This window comes from Pseudomonas sp. GW531-T4 (assembly GCF_017349615.1).
Classification (GTDB): Bacteria; Pseudomonadota; Gammaproteobacteria; order Pseudomonadales; family Pseudomonadaceae; genus Aquipseudomonas; species Aquipseudomonas chlororaphis_I.
The window spans coordinates 35,902-53,324 of record NZ_JACMZT010000015.1 but is presented as its reverse complement, the minus strand read 5'-3'; the positions used below and the strand labels follow the sequence as shown (position 1 = coordinate 53,324).

Here is a 17,423-nt window from a genome sequence, read left to right as displayed (position 1 = left end):
ATCCATGCGCCAACAGACTCATGATCTGCTCGCCCCGGTGCCGGGGACCTCGCGCCAGATCCACAGCTTTCACTTCGGCCCCGAGCGGGCCGAAGGCAAGATCTACATCCAGTCGTCGCTGCACGCCGATGAACTGCCGGGCATGCTCGTGGCCTGGCACCTCAAGGCGCGCCTGGCGGAACTGGAGGCCCAGGGCCGCCTGCGCAGCGAAATCGTCCTGGTGCCGGTGGCCAACCCGGCCGGCCTGGAACAGGTGTTGATGGACGTGCCGCTGGGCCGCTACGAGCTGGAAAGCGGGCAGAACTTCAACCGCTGGTTCCTCGACCTCGGCGAAGAAGTCGGCAACGACATCGAAGGCCAACTGGGCGACGACCCACGGCACAACCGCGAAATCATCCGCGCCAGCCTGCGCGACGCCCTGGCCCGGCAGACCGCCGGCACTCAGTTGCAGTCCCAGCGCCTGGCCTTGCAGCGCCTGGCCTGCGACGCGGACATGGTGCTGGACCTGCACTGCGATTTCGAAGCCGTAACCCATCTGTACACCACGCCCGAGGCCTGGCCGCAGGTCGAGCCGCTGGCCCGCTATATCGGCTCGCAAGCCAGCCTGCTGGCCACCGACTCCGGCGGCCAGTCGTTCGACGAATGCTTCACCCTGCTCTGGTGGCAATTGCAGCAGCGTTTCGGCGAGCGCTTCGCCATTCCCCTGGGCAGCTTCTCGGTCACCGTCGAGCTGCGCGGCCAGGGCGACGTCAACCACAACCTGGCCAGCCGGGATTGCCAGGCCATACTGGATTACCTGGGCCATTTCGGCGCCATCGCCGGCGAGGCTCCGCCCCTGCCCGATCTGCCCTACCCGGCCACCCCGCTGGCCGGCGTGGAGCCGGTGGCCACGCCCGTGGGCGGCCTGCTGGTGTTCACCGCCCTGCCCGGGGAGTACCTGGAAGCCGGGCAACAGGTGGCCGAAGTCATCGACCCGATCAACGATCGCGTCACCCCCGTTCATTGCAGCTGCGCCGGCCTGCTCTACGCCCGCTCGCTGCGCCGCATGGCCACGGCCGGCATGGTGATCGCCCATGTCGCCGGCCGCGAAGCCTATCGCAGCGGCTACCTACTTTCGCCTTGAGGATGCATGCCCCATGTACAAACTGACCATTGAAGGCCTGCATAAATGCTACGGCGACAATGAAGTGCTCAAAGGTGTTTCGCTCAAGGCGAAGACCGGCGACGTGATCAGCCTGATCGGCGCCAGCGGCTCGGGTAAAAGTACCTTTCTGCGCTGCATCAACTTCCTGGAAACCCCGGACGACGGCGCCATGAGCCTGGACGGCCAGCCGATCCGCATGGTCAAGGACCGCCACGGCATGCACGTGGCCGACGCCGACGAACTGCAGCGGATTCGCACGCGCCTGGCCATGGTGTTCCAGCATTTCAACCTGTGGAGCCACATGACGGTGCTGGAGAACATCACCATGGCCCCGCGCCGGGTGCTGGGCGTCAGCAAGAAGGACGCCGAGGAGCGCGCCCGGCGCTACCTGGACAAGGTCGGCCTGCTCCCCCGGGTGGCCGACCAGTACCCGGCCTTTCTCTCCGGTGGCCAGCAACAGCGGGTGGCGATTGCCCGGGCGTTGGCGATGGAGCCGGAAGTGATGCTGTTCGACGAACCCACCTCGGCCCTCGACCCGGAACTGGTGGGCGAAGTGCTCAAGGTGATCCAGGGCCTGGCCGAGGAAGGCCGGACCATGATCATGGTCACCCATGAAATGAGTTTCGCCCGCAAGGTGTCGAGCCAGGTGTTGTTCCTGCACAAGGGCCTGGTGGAAGAGGAAGGCGCGCCGGAAGAGGTGCTGGGCAATCCGAAGAGCGAGCGCTTGCAGCAGTTCCTCAGCGGCAACCTGAAGTAAGCCCTATGGATAAAGGCCAGCCCGCCGGAACTTCGATGAGGTTCGGCGGGCTGGCCTTTTTCTGAGGGTGGCGTCAATCAGGCGACAGGAGCGGGAGGCGGCTCGTCCGGCAAGGTCGGCTCGCCTGGTTCGTTCGGCTCGGCGGGTTGCGGGGTATCCGGGTCGGGCTGACCGGGAATGCCGCCTGCCACACTGGGGTGCGCCAGCAGTGACCAGGCCAGGACGCCGACCTGATTGGGCTCAAGTCTGGCAAGTGTGGCGCTTATAAGCGGATCGATCTTCATGGGGCACTCCTGAGCTAAGCACGGTCCGCTGTGCGCAAACCGGGGCAGTCCTCTGGTTAGAGTATCTGCCCGCTGAGGAATTCCCGCTATTCGTCAGACGACGGAGTCAGGTACGCGGCAGGGTCACGCCACGCTGGCCCTGGTACTTGCCGCCACGGTCCTTGTAGGACACTTCGCACTCTTCGTCGGACTCCAGGAACAGCATCTGCGCCACGCCTTCGTTGGCGTAGATCTTCGCCGGCAAGGTGGTGGTGTTGGAGAATTCCAGGGTCACATGGCCTTCCCACTCAGGCTCGAGAGGGGTGACGTTGACGATGATGCCGCAACGGGCGTAGGTGCTTTTACCCAGGCAGATGGTCAGCACGTTGCGCGGAATGCGGAAGTACTCGACGGTGCGGGCCAGGGCGAAGGAGTTGGGTGGAATGATGCACACGTCGCTCTTGATGTCGACGAAGCTGCCGGCGTCGAAGTTTTTCGGATCGACGGTGGCCGAATTGATGTTGGTGAACACCTTGAACTCATCGGCGCAACGCACATCGTAGCCGTAGCTCGAGACACCGAAGGAAATCAGCCGATCCGAGCCTTCGCCACGCATCTGGCGCTCCACGAAAGGTTCGATCATGCCGTGCTCTTGCGCCATGCGGCGAATCCACTTGTCCGATTTGATGCTCATGGCGGGTGTCCTGAAATAGCGAGGTGGAAAAAATCTGTCCGGCATCTTACCGGGGTGCGCCTGCGGGTTCAAAGTCTGCACCGCTTTTCTCGCTGAAAGCCGCAATACTTGCGGGCTGGAGGCTATGTACGGCACCGCCAGTCACTAAAAGCGCGAATCCTTGGCAAAGAACATTGGCAGGTTCCGGAAAAAGGGTTAAGGTGGCGCCACTGTGCTGCTTGTGTCACTGAGAATCTCTACACGATGTTGAATTTCGATCCAACCATCTCCAAGAATTTTTCCTGCTCTTTGCACTCAGTCTCGGCCAGGGCTTTTCCTGAGTCGCAGTTAACTTTGTCCAAGGAGATACACCATGTCTAATCGCCAAACCGGTACCGTTAAGTGGTTCAACGATGAAAAAGGCTTCGGCTTCATCACTCCACAATCCGGTGACGACCTGTTCGTACACTTCAAAGCTATCCAATCCGACGGCTTCAAAAGCCTGAAAGAAGGCCAACAGGTTTCTTTCATCGCTACCCGCGGTCAGAAAGGCATGCAAGCTGAAGAAGTTCAAGTTATCTAACTTGTACTGAAACAGTAAAAAGCCCCGCCCTCAAAGCGGGGCTTTTTTGTGCCCGGATGTTTTTGCTTAATGGCACCCACGCTATATGATCCGCCCCCTCGGACAATCATATGGAAATAGCAGGATGCCGTTCAGACACTGGAAGTTGTTGAGCGCAGCGGTGCTCACACTCGCCCTCCCTCTCGCACTCAACGCCACACCTCGCCCCGACCATCCAACGGTCATCGTCGGCATGGACAGCAACACCAGCTACATTGCCAAGGACTCGACACAACAACCCGAGTTGCGGCGCGCAGTGCTGCTGGAGCTTTCCAGCGCCCATCGTTGCGGCAGCAACGAGGTTTACCTCACGCCGGAATCCTCAGGCATCCCCGCGGAGTCGTTCGGCCAGGTCCTGGAAGAAATCCAGCAGTTGATCGATGACCAGACCCCACTTTTGCTGACACTTTCAGACTGCGACGGAAAACGAGCCTTTTTCGAAAAAGTGCGGCCCTGCACCGCCCAGGAGTGCGCTGAACTGACAGCCTCCCTGGTCGACGGCAAGCTCTACCTCGACGAACACTATGCGCCGACAGGCCAAGGCCAGGCCTCGTATTTCCTGACGATGCCGATGAGCTACGACGACCGGCAAAAGGCCTGGAACGCAAAAATCTTCTACGTCGAGTCAGGCACCCTGCGCCGGGACTATTTCGTCAGCGCCGAGGACTTCGTTTCGGGCAAGGCTGTTCACGCCTCGAAAACCTACTACCCGGACGGACAGGTCCGCCACAGCGTTGGTTATGACCTCAATGGCAAACGCCAGGGCGAGGCGCTGACCTACTCCGAGAGCGGTGTCGTGGTTAAACGCTCGAACTATCGGGACGGTCTCCTCGAGGGCTGGCAGAGCACTTATCACGACAATGGCAAAGTCGCCGACTCCTACAACTGGCGCCAGGGCAAACGCGTCGACGGCGAATACCTGGAGTACGACGAGAACGGCAAGCGGGTCGGGCGCATCAGCTACCGTACAGATCTGCCGGACGGCCCAGCTATCAGCTACTACCCGGATGGCCAGATCAAAGACAGCGGACAGTTCGTTGCCGGCAAGAAAGTCGGCCCGAGCCTGTCCTACTACCCTGACGGCACCCTGGAAAGCACAGTCGATTTCGTCGACAACCAGCCCGTGGGCTGGCAAATCCAGTACCACCCCAACGGCAAGGTAAAGCAGAAACAATTCAACGACGAACACGGCACCCAGCGCAGTTATGCCCTCTGGAACGAACAGGGCGCGCAAACCCTCCAGTGGCAATGGGATGAACAGCATCGCGAGCAGGGCGACTTCAAGGCGTGGTACGACAACGGCCAGCTCAAGGATCACAAGATCTACAAGGACGCGAAACTCGAAGGCCCTGCCGTTACCTGGTACGAAAACGGTCAGATGGAATCATCTACGGATTACCTGGATGGCAAAGAGCATGGCTGGATGCGCCTCTGGAACCAGGACGGCAGCCTGCAGAGCGAATGCCAGTACCAGACAGGCGCCCGTCAAGGCGCATGCAGTTGAGCCGGGCATGACACAGCGCTATTGAGACAGCACTTGCGCTGCCAAACAAAAAAGTCCCGCCGGTGCAAACCGCGGGACTTCTTCATTTCAGGGCCTGTGAGCTTACCAGGCGACGCCAAACCCCGCGGTGTAACGGGTCTTGTTGAGATCGCTCTCCTTGGTGCCACTGATGATGTCCCGTTCGGCCTTGAGGTTGAGCGACGCCCACTCCGTGACCTTGTAGCGCAGGCCGATTTCGGCATCCAGGGCGTAATCGGCAATATTGGACAGCGGCCTGCCCACCTCGCCATTGGTAAACAGCTCGACCCGCTTGCCAATCAGGTAACGGTTGTAGTCCCACTTCATGGCCAGGGAATAGAAGTTGTCTTTGCCGCCATCCTTGTACTCGTAGTCGGTGCGGTTGAGCAGCGAACCCAGGGAGAACGCCCCCAGTTCGTTATCCCAGAACTGGTAACCCGGGCCGGTACCCACCACACGCTGGCGGGCCAGATCCTCGACCTTGTCACGCTTGTAGTTCAGCCGCCCTTGCCAGAACCACTTATCGGTGAGGAAGCGGTCCAGCGCGTATTCGGCGCGCCAGTTGTCGGTGGTGACGACATCGTTCTGGAATTCGCGGTTGTACTCGCCTTCCGCCGTGTGTCGCCATTTGCCGTGGCGCGCCGAGGTCTTGAAGTCGATGTCGTAGTCGTCGGTGTCCTTTTCCGCCCGCTGATAGTCCAGCGCCATGTCGACATTGCCCTTCCACACCAGATCCTCGACCACTGGCTTGGGCTTCATGATCTGCTGGATGCTCGCCAGTTCGACGGTCTTCGGCGTCTCTCCATTGGCCAGGGTAACCTTGCCGTCTTCCGCCGCGTGCAGGGACTTGGCCTTCTCGCCGGTGTAGGCATCCTGCTTGACCAGCAGCTCCTGATCGCTCTCCAGCGTCTTGACCTGCTTCCAGTCGATCGGGATGGCCCCGGCATACTCGGTCTGGATCAGTAACTTGCCACCATCGAACACGTTGATCTTGCCGGTCAGACGGTCACCGTTCTTCAACCAGACGGTATCGGCGAGTAAAGGTGTGGAGGTACTGAAAACGGCAAGGCACAACAGGGTTCTGGACAACATAAACAGATACAGGACTCGAGTTTGCGAAAAAAACCGGCATTATCCACATGAATAAAACCTCAGGTAGGGACTGACTCGACTATCTATAGTGAGTTCAATCCTCAACGGTTAATAAACCCTTTGTCCTACAGACGGTTTACAGGCCTGCATCAGGAAACCCGAACGTGATCGAACCGCTCGACACCGACCAAAGCCCCGCCGAAATCCGACGCACGGCGCTCTATCTGACCCTGGCCCAGGTCCCGGAAGGCAAGGTAGTCAGCTATGGACAACTGGCGGAAATGGCGGGCCTGGGTCGCGCCGCACGCTGGGTGGGACGTACCCTCAGCCGGTTGCCCGCCGACACTACCCTGCCCTGGCACCGTGTACTGGGCGCGGGCGGGCGCATCAGCCTGCCCGTGGGCAGTGCATCGGGCGACGAACAGCGCGCGCGACTGCGTATGGAAGGTGTCTCGATCCTGAACAATCGTGTGGATATTCGGCGCCATGGCTGGCGTCCGGTAGAGCACAGCGGTTAGAGTGCGCGCTTTGTTTCCGTAATTCTTGAGGCAGACTCCAGCCCATGCCCCGTAAAACCTGGCGCGCCGCGCTCGCCGCCTATGCCAGCCCCTCGACGCTCGTGCTGTTGCTGCTTGGTTTCGCCGCCGGCCTGCCCTACATGCTGGTGTTTTCGACACTTTCAGTCTGGTTGCGCGAAGCCGGTGTGGCCCGCGAGACCATTGGCTACGCCAGCCTGATCGGCCTGGCCTACGCCTTCAAATGGGTCTGGTCGCCCTTGCTCGACCAATGGCGCCTGCCCCTGCTGGGCAAACTCGGACGCCGCCGCTCCTGGCTGGTCCTGTCGCAATCGCTGGTGCTGCTCGGGCTGATCGGCATGGGTTTCTGCGATCCGCAAAAGCACCTGTCCTGGCTGATCGCCATTGCCGTTATCGTCGCCTTTGCCTCGGCCACCCAGGACATCGCGGTGGACGCCTACCGCCTGGAAATCGCCGAAGACAGCCGCCAGGCTGCCCTGGCCGCCGCCTATATGTCCGGCTACCGCGTCGCCGCCCTGCTGGCCACCGCTGGCGCCCTGTTCTTTGCCGAAGGTTTCGGCTCCACCGGTTTCAGCTACAAGCACTCGGCCTGGACCGGCACCTATGTGCTGTTCGGCGTGCTGATGATCCCGGCCCTGCTGACCACCCTGTTCATGCGCGAACCGCCGGTGCCGCTGCGCACCCAGCTGTCGGCCGGGCGCTACAGCTTCTTGCACCAGTTGGTGTCGGTATTCGTGCTGATCGTGCTGCTGGTGTCCGTGCCGGCGATGTTCACCCAGCTGTACAACACCGACTTCGCCAGCGTGCTGTTCGAAGGTGTCAGCCTGCTGGACCTGCTGCTGGAAGACCGGGCGTTCCTGCGCGCCATTCTCTACACCATTCTGACCGCGCTGTGCCTGTCGGCCATGGGTCGCCGCGGCCTGGCCCCGGTGCTGACGCCGGTCAACGACTTCATCCTGCGCTACCGCTGGCAAGCCCTGCTGCTGCTGGGCCTGATCGCTACCTACCGGATGTCGGACACAGTGATGGGCGTGATGGCCAACGTGTTCTACATCGACCAGGGCTTCACCAAGGACCAGATCGCTAGCGTCAGCAAGATTTTCGGCCTGATCATGACCCTGGTCGGCGCCGGCATGGGCGGCCTGCTGATCGTGCGCTTCGGCATCCTGCCGATCCTGTTCATCGGCGGCGCCGCCTCGGCCGCGACCAACCTGCTGTTCCTGATGCTGGCCGACATGGGCCCCAACCTGCAGATGCTGGTGGTGACCATTTCCCTGGACAACTTCAGCTCGGGCCTGGCCACCTCGGCCTTCGTCGCCTACCTGTCGAGCCTGACCAACCTGAAGTTCTCGGCGACCCAGTACGCCCTGCTCAGCTCGATCATGCTGCTGTTGCCGCGCCTGATCGGCGGTTATTCGGGGGTCATGGTGGAAAAGTTCGGCTATCACGACTTCTTCCTGATCACCGCTCTGCTCGGCGTGCCGACCCTGATCCTGATCGCCCTGCACTGGTTCCAGGAAAGCCGCCGCGCCGAACCGCCGCAAGCGCCCGAAGCCACGCCACCCGCGCCTCCACCCGCTACTGCGATCAGCGAAGAACCCTAGGAAACCCCGGGGCATACCGGCATTCATCCGGCGCCCCGACCTCCCCCGGCCGCAATCCTGTACGCCAACGGTTCTCGCCCGTACAATGCTTCGTCATTTCTAGTCTTCAGCAACCGACAACGGCCTACCATGCGCACCAGTCAATTTTTGCTCGCCACACAGAAAGAAACGCCTTCCGATGCGGTCGTAATCAGCCATCAGCTGATGCTGCGCGCCGGCATGATCCGCAAACTGGCCTCGGGCCTGTACACCTGGCTCCCGATGGGCCTGCGGGTGATGCGCAAGGTCGAAGCCATCGTTCGTGAAGAAATGAACGCCGCCGGCTCGCTTGAAGTGTTGATGCCGAGCACCCAGCCGGCTGAACTGTGGCAGGAATCCGGTCGCTGGGAGGAGTACGGCCCTGAACTGCTGCGCTTCAAGGATCGCCACGGTCGCGACTTCTGCGCCGGCCCGACCCACGAAGAAGTGATCACCGATCTGGCCCGCAACGAGCTGAGCAGCTACAAGCAGCTGCCGATCAACCTGTACCAGATCCAGACCAAATTCCGCGATGAAATCCGTCCACGCTTCGGCCTGATGCGCGGTCGCGAGTTCATCATGAAGGACGCCTACTCCTTCCACGCCGACCAGGCATCGCTGCAGATCACCTATGACCGCATGCACCAGGCCTACTGCAACGTGTTCACCCGCCTGGGCCTGAAATTCCGTCCGGTCGAAGCCGACAACGGCTCCATCGGCGGCGCCGGCTCCCACGAATTCCACGTACTGGCCGAGTCCGGCGAAGACGACATCGTTTTCAGCAACGGCTCTGACTACGCGGCGAACATCGAGAAAGCCGAAGCCGTGCCACGGGAAACCTCGCGTCCGGCGCCGAGCGAAGAACTGCGCCTGGTCGACACCCCTGACGCGAAAACCATCGCGCAGCTGGTGGAAGGCTACAACCTGCCGATCGAAAAGACCGTCAAGACCCTGGTGGTGCACGCCGAGGAAGCCGGCAAGCTGATCGCCCTGATCATCCGTGGCGACCACGAGCTGAACGAAATCAAGGCCGCCAACCAGCCTGGCGTCGCCAGCCCGCTGGTCATGGCTTCGGAAGCCGAACTGCGTGACGCCATCGGCGCCGGCGCCGGCTCCCTGGGCCCGCTGAACCTGCCGCTGCCAATCATCGTCGACCGTTCCGTGGCCCTGATGAGCGACTTCGGTATCGGCGCGAACGTCGACGACAAGCACTATTTCGGCTTCAACTGGGAACGCGACATGCCGGTCCCAACCGTGGCCGACCTGCGCAACGTCGTCTCCGGCGACCCGAGCCCGGACGGCAAGGGCACCCTGGAAATCAAGCGCGGCATCGAAGTCGGGCACATCTTCCAGCTGGGCAACAAGTACAGCAAGGCGATGAAGTGCGAAGTGCTGGGCGAGAACGGCAAGCCGGTCACCCTGGAAATGGGCTGCTACGGCATCGGCGTGTCCCGCGTGGTGGCTGCGGCCATCGAGCAGAACAACGACGAGAACGGCATCATCTGGAGCGACGCCCTGGCCCCGTTCCAGATCGCCCTGGTACCGCTGCGCTATGAAACCGAGCAGGTTCGCGAAGCCACCGACAAGCTGTACGCGCAACTCACCGCCGCCGGCTTCGAAGTGCTGCTGGACGACCGCGACAAGAAGACCAGCCCGGGCATCAAGTTCGCGGACATGGAACTGATCGGCATTCCACACCGGATCGTGGTCAGCGACCGCGGCCTCGCCGAAGGCAACCTGGAATACAAGAGCCGTACCGAAGCCGAGGCGCAAGCGCTGCCAGTGGCTGACGTGCTGTCCTTCCTCCAAGCCCGTATCCGTCGCTGAAACCAGATAGAGAAGTCATGTTCAAGCGAAACACCTTAAACCTCGGTGGCGCCGCCTTGTGCGGCGCCCTGTTGCTCAGCGGCTGTGCCAACCAGATGTCGCAACGCAGCGAGCACGAGGAACGTGTCGAGCGCAAATTGCTCGATCACAGCCTGCAGATCGATGTCGGTGAGCCTAAGGTGCTTGAGCTGCCGCAACGCCGGGTACGCATCCACGAGCAGAAGACCTTCGAAGTCACCGAGTTCGAAGTCACGCGTCGCTACGATCGCTACACGCCCTATCAACCCTGGCGGGAGATCTACGAGATCCCGCTGGGCGCGGTAGCCGTGGTCGCCGGTATCGGCGCCAACGTGGTCAATGTGTTTGCCCTGGGCAACCTGCCGGACAGCGTCACCAAGGACTGGATCAGCTACGGCGTGGCCGGGCTCAACCCGTTCATGAACGTGCAGTCCCACGGCCGGGCGCAACAGAACCTGGCGGGGATCGATGAAGTCCAGCGCGACAAGCGCGTGGAGTATTCGAGCCTGCCCTGGAGCGAACGCCCGGTGCAGGTCAAGGCCGGCAAGGAAACCCATGAGCTGAGCACCGACCGCAACGGCATACTGCGCCTGAACCTGTTGGACAGCCCGTTTTCCGAGCAGGACCTGAACCACATCGGCAAGTTGCAGATCAGCGTCGCGGATGCCCAGGACGACGTGCATTCCGACTCGTCGCTGGCCATCAGCAACACCCTGCGCGGCAAGCTGCTGGAAGCGCACAACCTGATCTTCGACGACCTCGAGGATGACGAAGTGAGCCAGTGGGTGCACCGGGTCAAGCGTCTCTCCGAACTGGGTCTGGAAGAGGAAGCCAGCGAACTGGAGCAGAGCCTGATCGAGCTGACCCGCAACGATCCGGAGCTGCAAAGCGAGTTTCTCAAGTCGCTGACCAAGAACGCCGGCCGCCTGGTCGCCGATCCTGGCGCCCATTGACTTGGAACGGCTACAGGCTGGCACACCACACCTGTAGCCGCTGCCGAGCCCCGAGGCTGCGATCGGCCAACGGCCGTAAACCGGGCAACCTGTTCTTCCTGGTAAACCGCGCGCTCAGGCTCTGCGAGGACTGCGTCGGAATGCCGCCCACCTCGATCGCAGCCTCGGGGTTCGGCAGCGGCTACAGGGTGTTTGGGCTTTCAGGAAAGGCTGAACAACTCCAGCTGCTCATGCCCGCCACGCAAATCCTGCAAACGCACACCAATCCCCAATAGCCGCACCGGCCTGTCCCCGCGCTTGAACGCCTGGGTCAAAAGCTGCCGATAACTCTCCAGGTCCCGCCCTGCCCCTGCCTGTTCGAGCGTGGTCTGGGTAAAATCGTGAAACTTCACTTTGACGAACGGCTTGCCCGGACGGTAGCTGCTGTCGATTCGTTCGATCCGCCCGGCCAGGGTCTGCATCAGCTCCGGGAGTTTATCCAGGCAGCTCTGCAGATCGGGCAGATCGACGTCGTAGGTGTTTTCCACACTGATGGACTGCCGACGGCTGTCGTTCTGCACCGGCCGCTCATCGATGCCCCGGGCCAGGTTCCACAGGCGCTCGCCAAAACTGCCGAACTCGCGCACCAGCGCCAGCTTGCTCCATTCGCGCAACGTCTCGCAGTTGACGATGCCCAGGCGTCCCAACTTGTCGGCGGTGACCTTGCCCACGCCATGCAGCTTGTTCACCGGCAAGGCCGAAACAAAGTCCTCGACCTGGTCCGGGGTGATCACGAACAGGCCGTTGGGTTTTTTCCAGTCGCTGGCGATCTTGGCCAGGAATTTGTTCGGCGCCACCCCGGCCGACACCGTGATATGCAGCTGATTGGAGACCCGGCGGCGAATGTCCTGGGCGATACGGGTGGCGCTGCCGGCAAAGTTGGGGCTGTCGGAGACGTCCAGGTAGGCCTCATCCAGGGATAAAGGCTCGATGAGGTCGGTGTAGTCGCGAAAGATCGTATGAATCTCTTTCGACGCCTCCCGGTAGGCCTCCATGCGCGGCTTGACGATCAGCAGGTCGGGGCACAGCGTCAGCGCATGCCGCGAGGACATGGCCGAACGCACCCCAAAGGCACGGGCTTCATAGTTGCAGGTGGCGATCACCCCGCGTCGCTCCGCCGAGCCGCCCACCGCCATCGGCCTGCCGGCCAATTGCGGGTCGTCGCGCATTTCGATGGCGGCGTAGAAGCAATCGCAGTCGATGTGGATGATTTTGCGCTGCGTCATATAAAGGCAGAGTTCATGGAAGCAAGAGGTCGATCACGAAACAGGGCGACAGTATCTCACCGAGAACTGTATATAGCACCAGTAGTTTGATTTCTCCTGCCCGGCGCCAGAAAAATCGGAAGATGAATTTATTTCCTCAATCGGCCAGAGCCCTTCAATAGAGCTGAAAGCCTTGTGCAGCATGCCCCCGAGGCTGATTCAAAGGCTGCTTTTTCAAGCTAAGCGATTGAACGAGAACAGTTTTTTTCGCCTGATCGGTTGACAGACCGGCGATCCTCTGTAGAATGCCGCCACACAGACGCGGGATGGAGCAGTCTGGTAGCTCGTCGGGCTCATAACCCGAAGGTCGTCGGTTCAAATCCGGCTCCCGCAACCAAACATCAAAAAAGGCTACTCGAAAGAGTGGCCTTTTTTGTGCGCGCCGCTTTTATCGCCATGCCTTGCGCGATGTCGCGCAAAAAACAAAACCCTTTGCACCACCGGGACTTAACCCGCCTTGCGAGTCATTCAACACTTATTTGACTCAATGGATCATTAACGGTTGACACTCCAGCATTCGTCTGTAGAATGCCGCCACACAGACGCGGGATGGAGCAGCCTGGTAGCTCGTCGGGCTCATAACCCGAAGGTCGTCGGTTCAAATCCGGCTCCCGCAACCAAACATCAAAAAAGGCTACTCGAAAGAGTGGCCTTTTTTGTATCTGTCGGAAAAATCTTTTCGCAACAATGACCTGGCAATCTCCCGTGAACCGTCAGTCACCTCCCCCACTCTTTCCAACCCGCTATGCTCATTGCCAGGCTGCCGCTTGAAAACGCTGGCCGTCCGGGCTCGCAGGGCCATGGTGAGACGCGTTAATATTTGAAACTATTTTTTCTGCAGGGATTGGTAACTTGGCTGGATACCCCCATCCTGTCGCGCACAATCCACGAGGTGATTGATGCGCGCCAACTCGTCTGACTCACAAGACACCGATACCGTTACAACGAACCAACCGGTTGCGGCCACCCGCTTGCGCTGGCTGGAACTGTTGAGCAAATATCGCCAGCCGATCGGCATGGTCGTGACCCTGCTGCTGTTCGGCATAGCCCTGATTGCCTGTCGCCACCTGCTCAGCGAGCTGGATCTGTATGCCCTGCATGACTCGATCCTCGACGTGCCTAAACCGGCCCTGCTCGGCGCACTGGCCGCGACCGTGGTCGGCTTCGTCATCCTGCTCGGCTACGAATGGTCCGCCAGCCGCTACGCCGGGGTGAACCTGCCGCCGCGCACCCTGGCCCTGGGGGGCTTCACCGCCTTTGCCATCGGCAACGCCATCGGCCTGTCGCTGCTCTCCGGTGGCTCGGTGCGCTACCGACTCTATGCCCGGCATGGCGTGGGCGCTGGCGACGTCGCCCATATGACGCTGTTCGCCAGCCTGTCCCTGGGTTGCGCCCTGCCACCGCTCGCGGCCCTGGCGACCCTGAGCAACCTGCCCGCCGCGTCCGCCGCCCTGCGCCTCTCCGAAGGCCTGCTGGCCAGCATTGCCGGCGCCGTATTGCTGCTCTGCGCGATCCTGGTCATCGGTATCTACCGGCGCCGCCTGCCCGAACAGCCATTGCCGGACAACCTGCTGGTCAAGGCCGGGCGCCGCACCCTGCGCCTGCCAGGACGCCGCCTGACGCTCCTGCAACTGCTGATCACCGCCCTCGACGTCGCCGCCGCAGCCACCGTGCTGTATCTGCTGCTGCCCGAAGCACCGCCCTTCGGCGCCTTCCTGCTGGTCTACCTGCTGGCCCTGGCGGCCGGCGTGCTCAGCCATGTACCCGGCGGCGTCGGGGTGTTCGAAGCGATTCTGCTGGCCGCCTTCGCCGACAAGCTCGGCGCGGCGCCACTGGCCGCCGCCCTGCTGCTGTACCGGTTGATCTACGTGATCCTGCCGATGCTGGTGGCCTGCGTCCTGCTGCTGATCAATGAAGCCCAGCGCCTGTTCCAGACCCGTCAATCGCTGCGGGCGGCCTCGGGCCTGGCGGCGCCGATCCTCGCGGTACTGGTGTTCCTGTCCGGCGTGGTGCTGCTGTTTTCCGGCGTGACTCCGGAAATCGACACCCGCCTGCAACACATCGGTTTTCTGATCCCGCACCGCCTGGTGGATGCCTCGCACTTCGGCGCCAGCCTGGTCGGAGTGCTTTGCCTGCTGCTGGCCCAGGGCCTGCGCCGGCGCCTGTCCGCGGCCTGGATCCTCACCACCATCCTGCTGCTGGTCGGCGCGGTGCTCTCGCTGCTCAAGGGCTTCGACTGGGAAGAAGCCAGCCTGATGACCCTGACCGCCAGCCTGCTGGCGATCTTCCGGCGCTCCTTCTACCGGCCGAGCCGCCTCACCGAACTGCCGTTCTCGCCGCTGTACCTGGTGGCCAGCGTCTGTGTGCTGGGCGCGTCGATCTGGCTGCTGCTGTTCGCCTACCAGGACGTGCCCTACAGCCATCAGCTGTGGTGGCAGTTCACCCTCGACGCCGATGCCCCGCGGGGCCTGCGTTCGCTGCTGGGGGCCGCGGTACTGCTGGTGGTGGTGTCCCTGACCTGGCTGCTGCGCACCGCGCGCCCGGTGATTCACCTGCCCAATGGCGAGGAACTGGACCGCGCGGCGAAGATCCTCATGGCCTCGTCCCAGCCCGATGGCGGCCTGTCCCTGACCGGCGACAAGGCCCTGCTGTTCCACCCCAACGACGATGCCTTCCTCATGTATGCCCGGCGCGGCCGCAGCCTGGTGGCGCTGTACGACCCGATTGGCCCGACCCAGCAACGGGCCGAGATGATCTGGCAGTTCCGCGACCTGTGCGACGTCCACCATGCGCGTCCGGTGTTCTACCAGGTGCGCGCGGAAAACCTGCCGTACTACATGGACATCGGCCTGACCGCGATCAAGCTTGGCGAAGAGGCCCGGGTCGACCTGAATCGCTTTGACCTCGAAGCCAAGGGCAAGGAGATGAAGGACCTGCGCTACACCTGGAACCGTGGCACCCGGGACGGCCTGTCGCTGGAAATCCATGAGGCCGGGCACGCGCCGATGGACGAACTGAAAGTCATTTCCGATGCCTGGCTGACCGGCAAGAATGTCCGCGAGAAAGGCTTCTCCCTCGGACGTTTCAGCGAGGACTACCTCAAGCATTTCCGTATCGCGATCATTCGTTTTGAAGGACGTCCGGTGGCCTTCGCCAACCTGCTCGAGACCTACAGCCATGACCTGGCCAGCCTCGACCTGATGCGCGCCCATCCGGAGGCTCCCAAGCTGACCATGGAATTCATGATGGTCGGCCTGATCCAGCATTATAAAAACCATGGGTATGCCCGCTTCAGTCTGGGCATGGTGCCGTTGTCGGGCCTGCAACCCCGGCGTGGCGCGCCACTGACCCAGCGCCTTGGATCGATGGTTTTCCGTCGGGGTGAGCAGCTGTACAACTTCCAAGGGTTGCGCCGTTTCAAAGACAAATTCCAGCCTGACTGGGAACCTCGTTACATGGCCGTGCCCGCCGGACTGGATCCGCTGGTGGCACTGGCCGATACCGCCGCCCTGATTGCGGGCGGCCTGACTGGATTGGTGAAACGCTGATGATTCAACGCTCCTGGCGGTATGTATTAGCCACTCTGGTGGTGTTTGCCCTGATAGCGGGAGGCGGCTACTGGTACTGGAATCGTCCAGCGCCACAACCGACCCTGGAACACCTGGCCCAGACCGATGGCTCGACCCTGACCCGCGTCACCCCGGCCGCCCAGGCCAAGGCCCGGGTCGCTGTGGCCGTCCTCGCCGACGAAGCCCTGACCGATACCCAACTCCTGGCCCTGAGCCGCGGCGGCGCGGCGCAGATCGTCCAGGTGATCCTGCCCAAGGACGATTGCAAGCTGCAGGAACAAGCCCTGCAGAACGCCCTTGGCCAACTCAAGGGCCCGGCGACCCTGGTCAGCGGCATCGGCCCTGGCGCCGCCCTGGCCTGGCGCTGGATCGCCACCCAGAACGATGACAAGGCCCAGGCCGTGTCGGTGGGCTTCACCATTAACCCGGCTCCAGGTTGCACCGACCCACTGCCCAAGACCCTGGCCCACGGCCACTGGCTGGTGGCCTGGAACGACAACCCGGATGACGAAAGCGCCGGCTTCGTGCGTGACACCCCCAATGCCACCACCAGCATCAGCGACTACGACATTCACCTGCCCCAGGTGCTGAACAACGAGTTGCGCAAGCTGCTGGTGGGCTCGGACAACGGCGGCCTGAACATCCCGGTGGTCGAAGTACCGGCCGGCCAGGCCAAGGACACCGTGACCCTGTTCCTCTCCGGCGACGGCGGCTGGCGCGACCTGGACCGCGACGTGGCCGGCGAGATGGCCAAGATCGGCTACCCGGTGGTCGGCATCGACACCCTGCGCTACTACTGGCAGCACAAGACCCCGGAACAGAGCGCCACCGACCTGACCGAACTGATGCAGCACTACCGGCAGAAATGGGGCACCAAGCGCTTCGTGCTGACCGGCTATTCGTTCGGCGCCGATGTCTTGCCGGCCATCTACAACCGCCTGCCGGAAGCCGAGCAGCAGCGGGTCGACGCCATTATCCTGCTGGCCTTCGCCCGCACCGGCAGCTTCGAGATCGAAGTCGAAGGCTGGCTGGGCAACGCCGGCAAGGAAGCCGCCACCGGCCCGGAAATGGCCAAGCTGCCAGCGGCCAAGGTGGTGTGCATCTATGGCGAAGAAGAAGTCGACGAAAGCGGTTGCACCGACAAGACCGCCGTCGGCGAAGCCATGAAGCTGCCGGGCGGCCACCACTTCGACGAGAACTACCCGGCCCTGGCCCAGCGCCTGGTCAACGTCATCGAGAAACGCCAGAGCAAGGACAAGGTCGCCGACGAGTGATCTGATTGCCGTTGTATCAAAAGCCCCTGCAGCCTGATGGTTGCAGGGGCTTTTTTTCGCCTGCTGAAAACGCAAGGCCGACCCGTTGGAACCTCCCCGCCAGCACGCTGCCGGAACGCCTCAAGGTGCCAAACGAAGGTGAAACATCGCAATGCCGGATGACTCCCGCGGAGGTTGTAGGCAAACTCCGAACATTGCGTAAGGGGATGCGCTAGAGCACTTTGCTGCCTTGTTGGCCTTCGCTTCG

At 62.1% G+C, this 17,423-nt stretch carries 14 protein-coding genes and 2 tRNA genes; 12 read left to right on the top strand and 4 right to left on the bottom strand.

Going from position 1 to position 17,423, the window contains the following annotated elements:
• The first annotated feature begins 4 nt into the window (after positions 1-4).
• A complete protein-coding gene (locus tag J4D28_RS14365; RefSeq protein ID WP_009047354.1) occupies positions 5-1,123 on the top strand; it encodes a succinylglutamate desuccinylase/aspartoacylase family protein in 1,119 nt (372 codons plus the stop codon).
• A 13-nt stretch (positions 1,124-1,136) separates the two neighbouring features.
• A complete protein-coding gene (locus tag J4D28_RS14360; protein ID WP_009047353.1) occupies positions 1,137-1,901 on the top strand; it encodes an ABC transporter ATP-binding protein in 765 nt (254 codons plus the stop codon).
• Between the two features lie 77 nt (positions 1,902-1,978).
• Here the strand turns inward: J4D28_RS14360 and J4D28_RS14355 are convergent, their stop codons facing one another.
• Positions 1,979-2,185, bottom strand: coding sequence for a hypothetical protein (locus J4D28_RS14355; RefSeq protein ID WP_009047352.1), 207 nt, complete (start codon positions 2,183-2,185; stop codon positions 1,979-1,981).
• A gap of 106 nt (positions 2,186-2,291) precedes the next feature.
• A complete protein-coding gene (gene dcd, locus J4D28_RS14350) occupies positions 2,292-2,858 on the bottom strand; it encodes a dCTP deaminase (RefSeq protein ID WP_009047351.1) in 567 nt (188 codons plus the stop codon).
• Between the two features lie 352 nt (positions 2,859-3,210).
• On the opposite strand from dcd, the gene J4D28_RS14345 reads away from it, so the two are divergent.
• Together J4D28_RS14345 and J4D28_RS14340 are read left to right on the top strand one after the other, a co-directional pair.
• Positions 3,211-3,420 (top strand): cold-shock protein, encoded by a 210-nt coding sequence (locus J4D28_RS14345; protein ID WP_002554837.1) that lies wholly within the window; start codon positions 3,211-3,213, stop codon positions 3,418-3,420.
• 124 nt (positions 3,421-3,544) lie between these two features.
• Complete coding sequence (locus J4D28_RS14340) at positions 3,545-4,963, top strand: toxin-antitoxin system YwqK family antitoxin (protein WP_039967765.1); 1,419 nt, start codon at positions 3,545-3,547, stop codon at positions 4,961-4,963.
• Between the two features lie 102 nt (positions 4,964-5,065).
• Here the strand turns inward: J4D28_RS14340 and J4D28_RS14335 are convergent, their stop codons facing one another.
• Positions 5,066-6,073, bottom strand: a complete 1,008-nt coding sequence (locus J4D28_RS14335; protein ID WP_009047349.1) for a DUF481 domain-containing protein — start codon at positions 6,071-6,073, stop codon at positions 5,066-5,068.
• Between the two features lie 164 nt (positions 6,074-6,237).
• On the opposite strand from J4D28_RS14335, the gene J4D28_RS14330 reads away from it, so the two are divergent.
• The 4 genes from J4D28_RS14330 (at position 6,238) to J4D28_RS14315 (ending at position 11,029) form a co-directional block, all read left to right on the top strand.
• A complete protein-coding gene (locus J4D28_RS14330) occupies positions 6,238-6,591 on the top strand; it encodes an MGMT family protein (RefSeq protein ID WP_103331127.1) in 354 nt (117 codons plus the stop codon).
• A 44-nt stretch (positions 6,592-6,635) separates the two neighbouring features.
• Positions 6,636-8,213, top strand: coding sequence for an AmpG family muropeptide MFS transporter (locus J4D28_RS14325; RefSeq protein ID WP_028681821.1), 1,578 nt, complete (start codon positions 6,636-6,638; stop codon positions 8,211-8,213).
• 129 nt (positions 8,214-8,342) lie between these two features.
• Positions 8,343-10,058: a proline--tRNA ligase gene (locus tag J4D28_RS14320; RefSeq protein ID WP_009047346.1), complete on the top strand. Its 1,716-nt coding sequence runs from the start codon at positions 8,343-8,345 to the stop codon at positions 10,056-10,058.
• A gap of 17 nt (positions 10,059-10,075) precedes the next feature.
• A complete protein-coding gene (locus tag J4D28_RS14315; protein WP_103331126.1) occupies positions 10,076-11,029 on the top strand; it encodes a hypothetical protein in 954 nt (317 codons plus the stop codon).
• Positions 11,030-11,229: 200 nt separating this feature from the next.
• On the opposite strand, the gene dinB is transcribed toward J4D28_RS14315, so the two are convergent.
• Positions 11,230-12,294: a DNA polymerase IV gene (gene dinB / locus J4D28_RS14310; protein ID WP_009047344.1), complete on the bottom strand. Its 1,065-nt coding sequence runs from the start codon at positions 12,292-12,294 to the stop codon at positions 11,230-11,232.
• A gap of 299 nt (positions 12,295-12,593) precedes the next feature.
• Between dinB and J4D28_RS14305 the strand changes: the two genes are divergently transcribed.
• The 4 genes from J4D28_RS14305 to J4D28_RS14290 all read left to right on the top strand — a co-directional run bounded on the left by J4D28_RS14305 (position 12,594) and on the right by J4D28_RS14290 (position 17,176).
• Positions 12,594-12,670 (top strand) — tRNA-Met (locus J4D28_RS14305).
• Positions 12,671-12,876: 206 nt separating this feature from the next.
• Positions 12,877-12,953 (top strand) — tRNA-Met (locus J4D28_RS14300).
• A 279-nt stretch (positions 12,954-13,232) separates the two neighbouring features.
• The gene (mprF, locus tag J4D28_RS14295) at positions 13,233-15,881 is read left to right on the top strand and encodes a bifunctional lysylphosphatidylglycerol flippase/synthetase MprF (protein ID WP_009047343.1); all 2,649 of its coding nucleotides are present in this window, start codon (positions 13,233-13,235) and stop codon (positions 15,879-15,881) included.
• Entirely contained in the window at positions 15,881-17,176 is a 1,296-nt protein-coding gene (locus J4D28_RS14290) for a virulence factor family protein (protein WP_009047342.1), read from the top strand. The genes mprF and J4D28_RS14290 overlap by 1 nt, the downstream gene beginning before the upstream one ends.
• Positions 17,177-17,423: the final 247 nt, after the last annotated feature.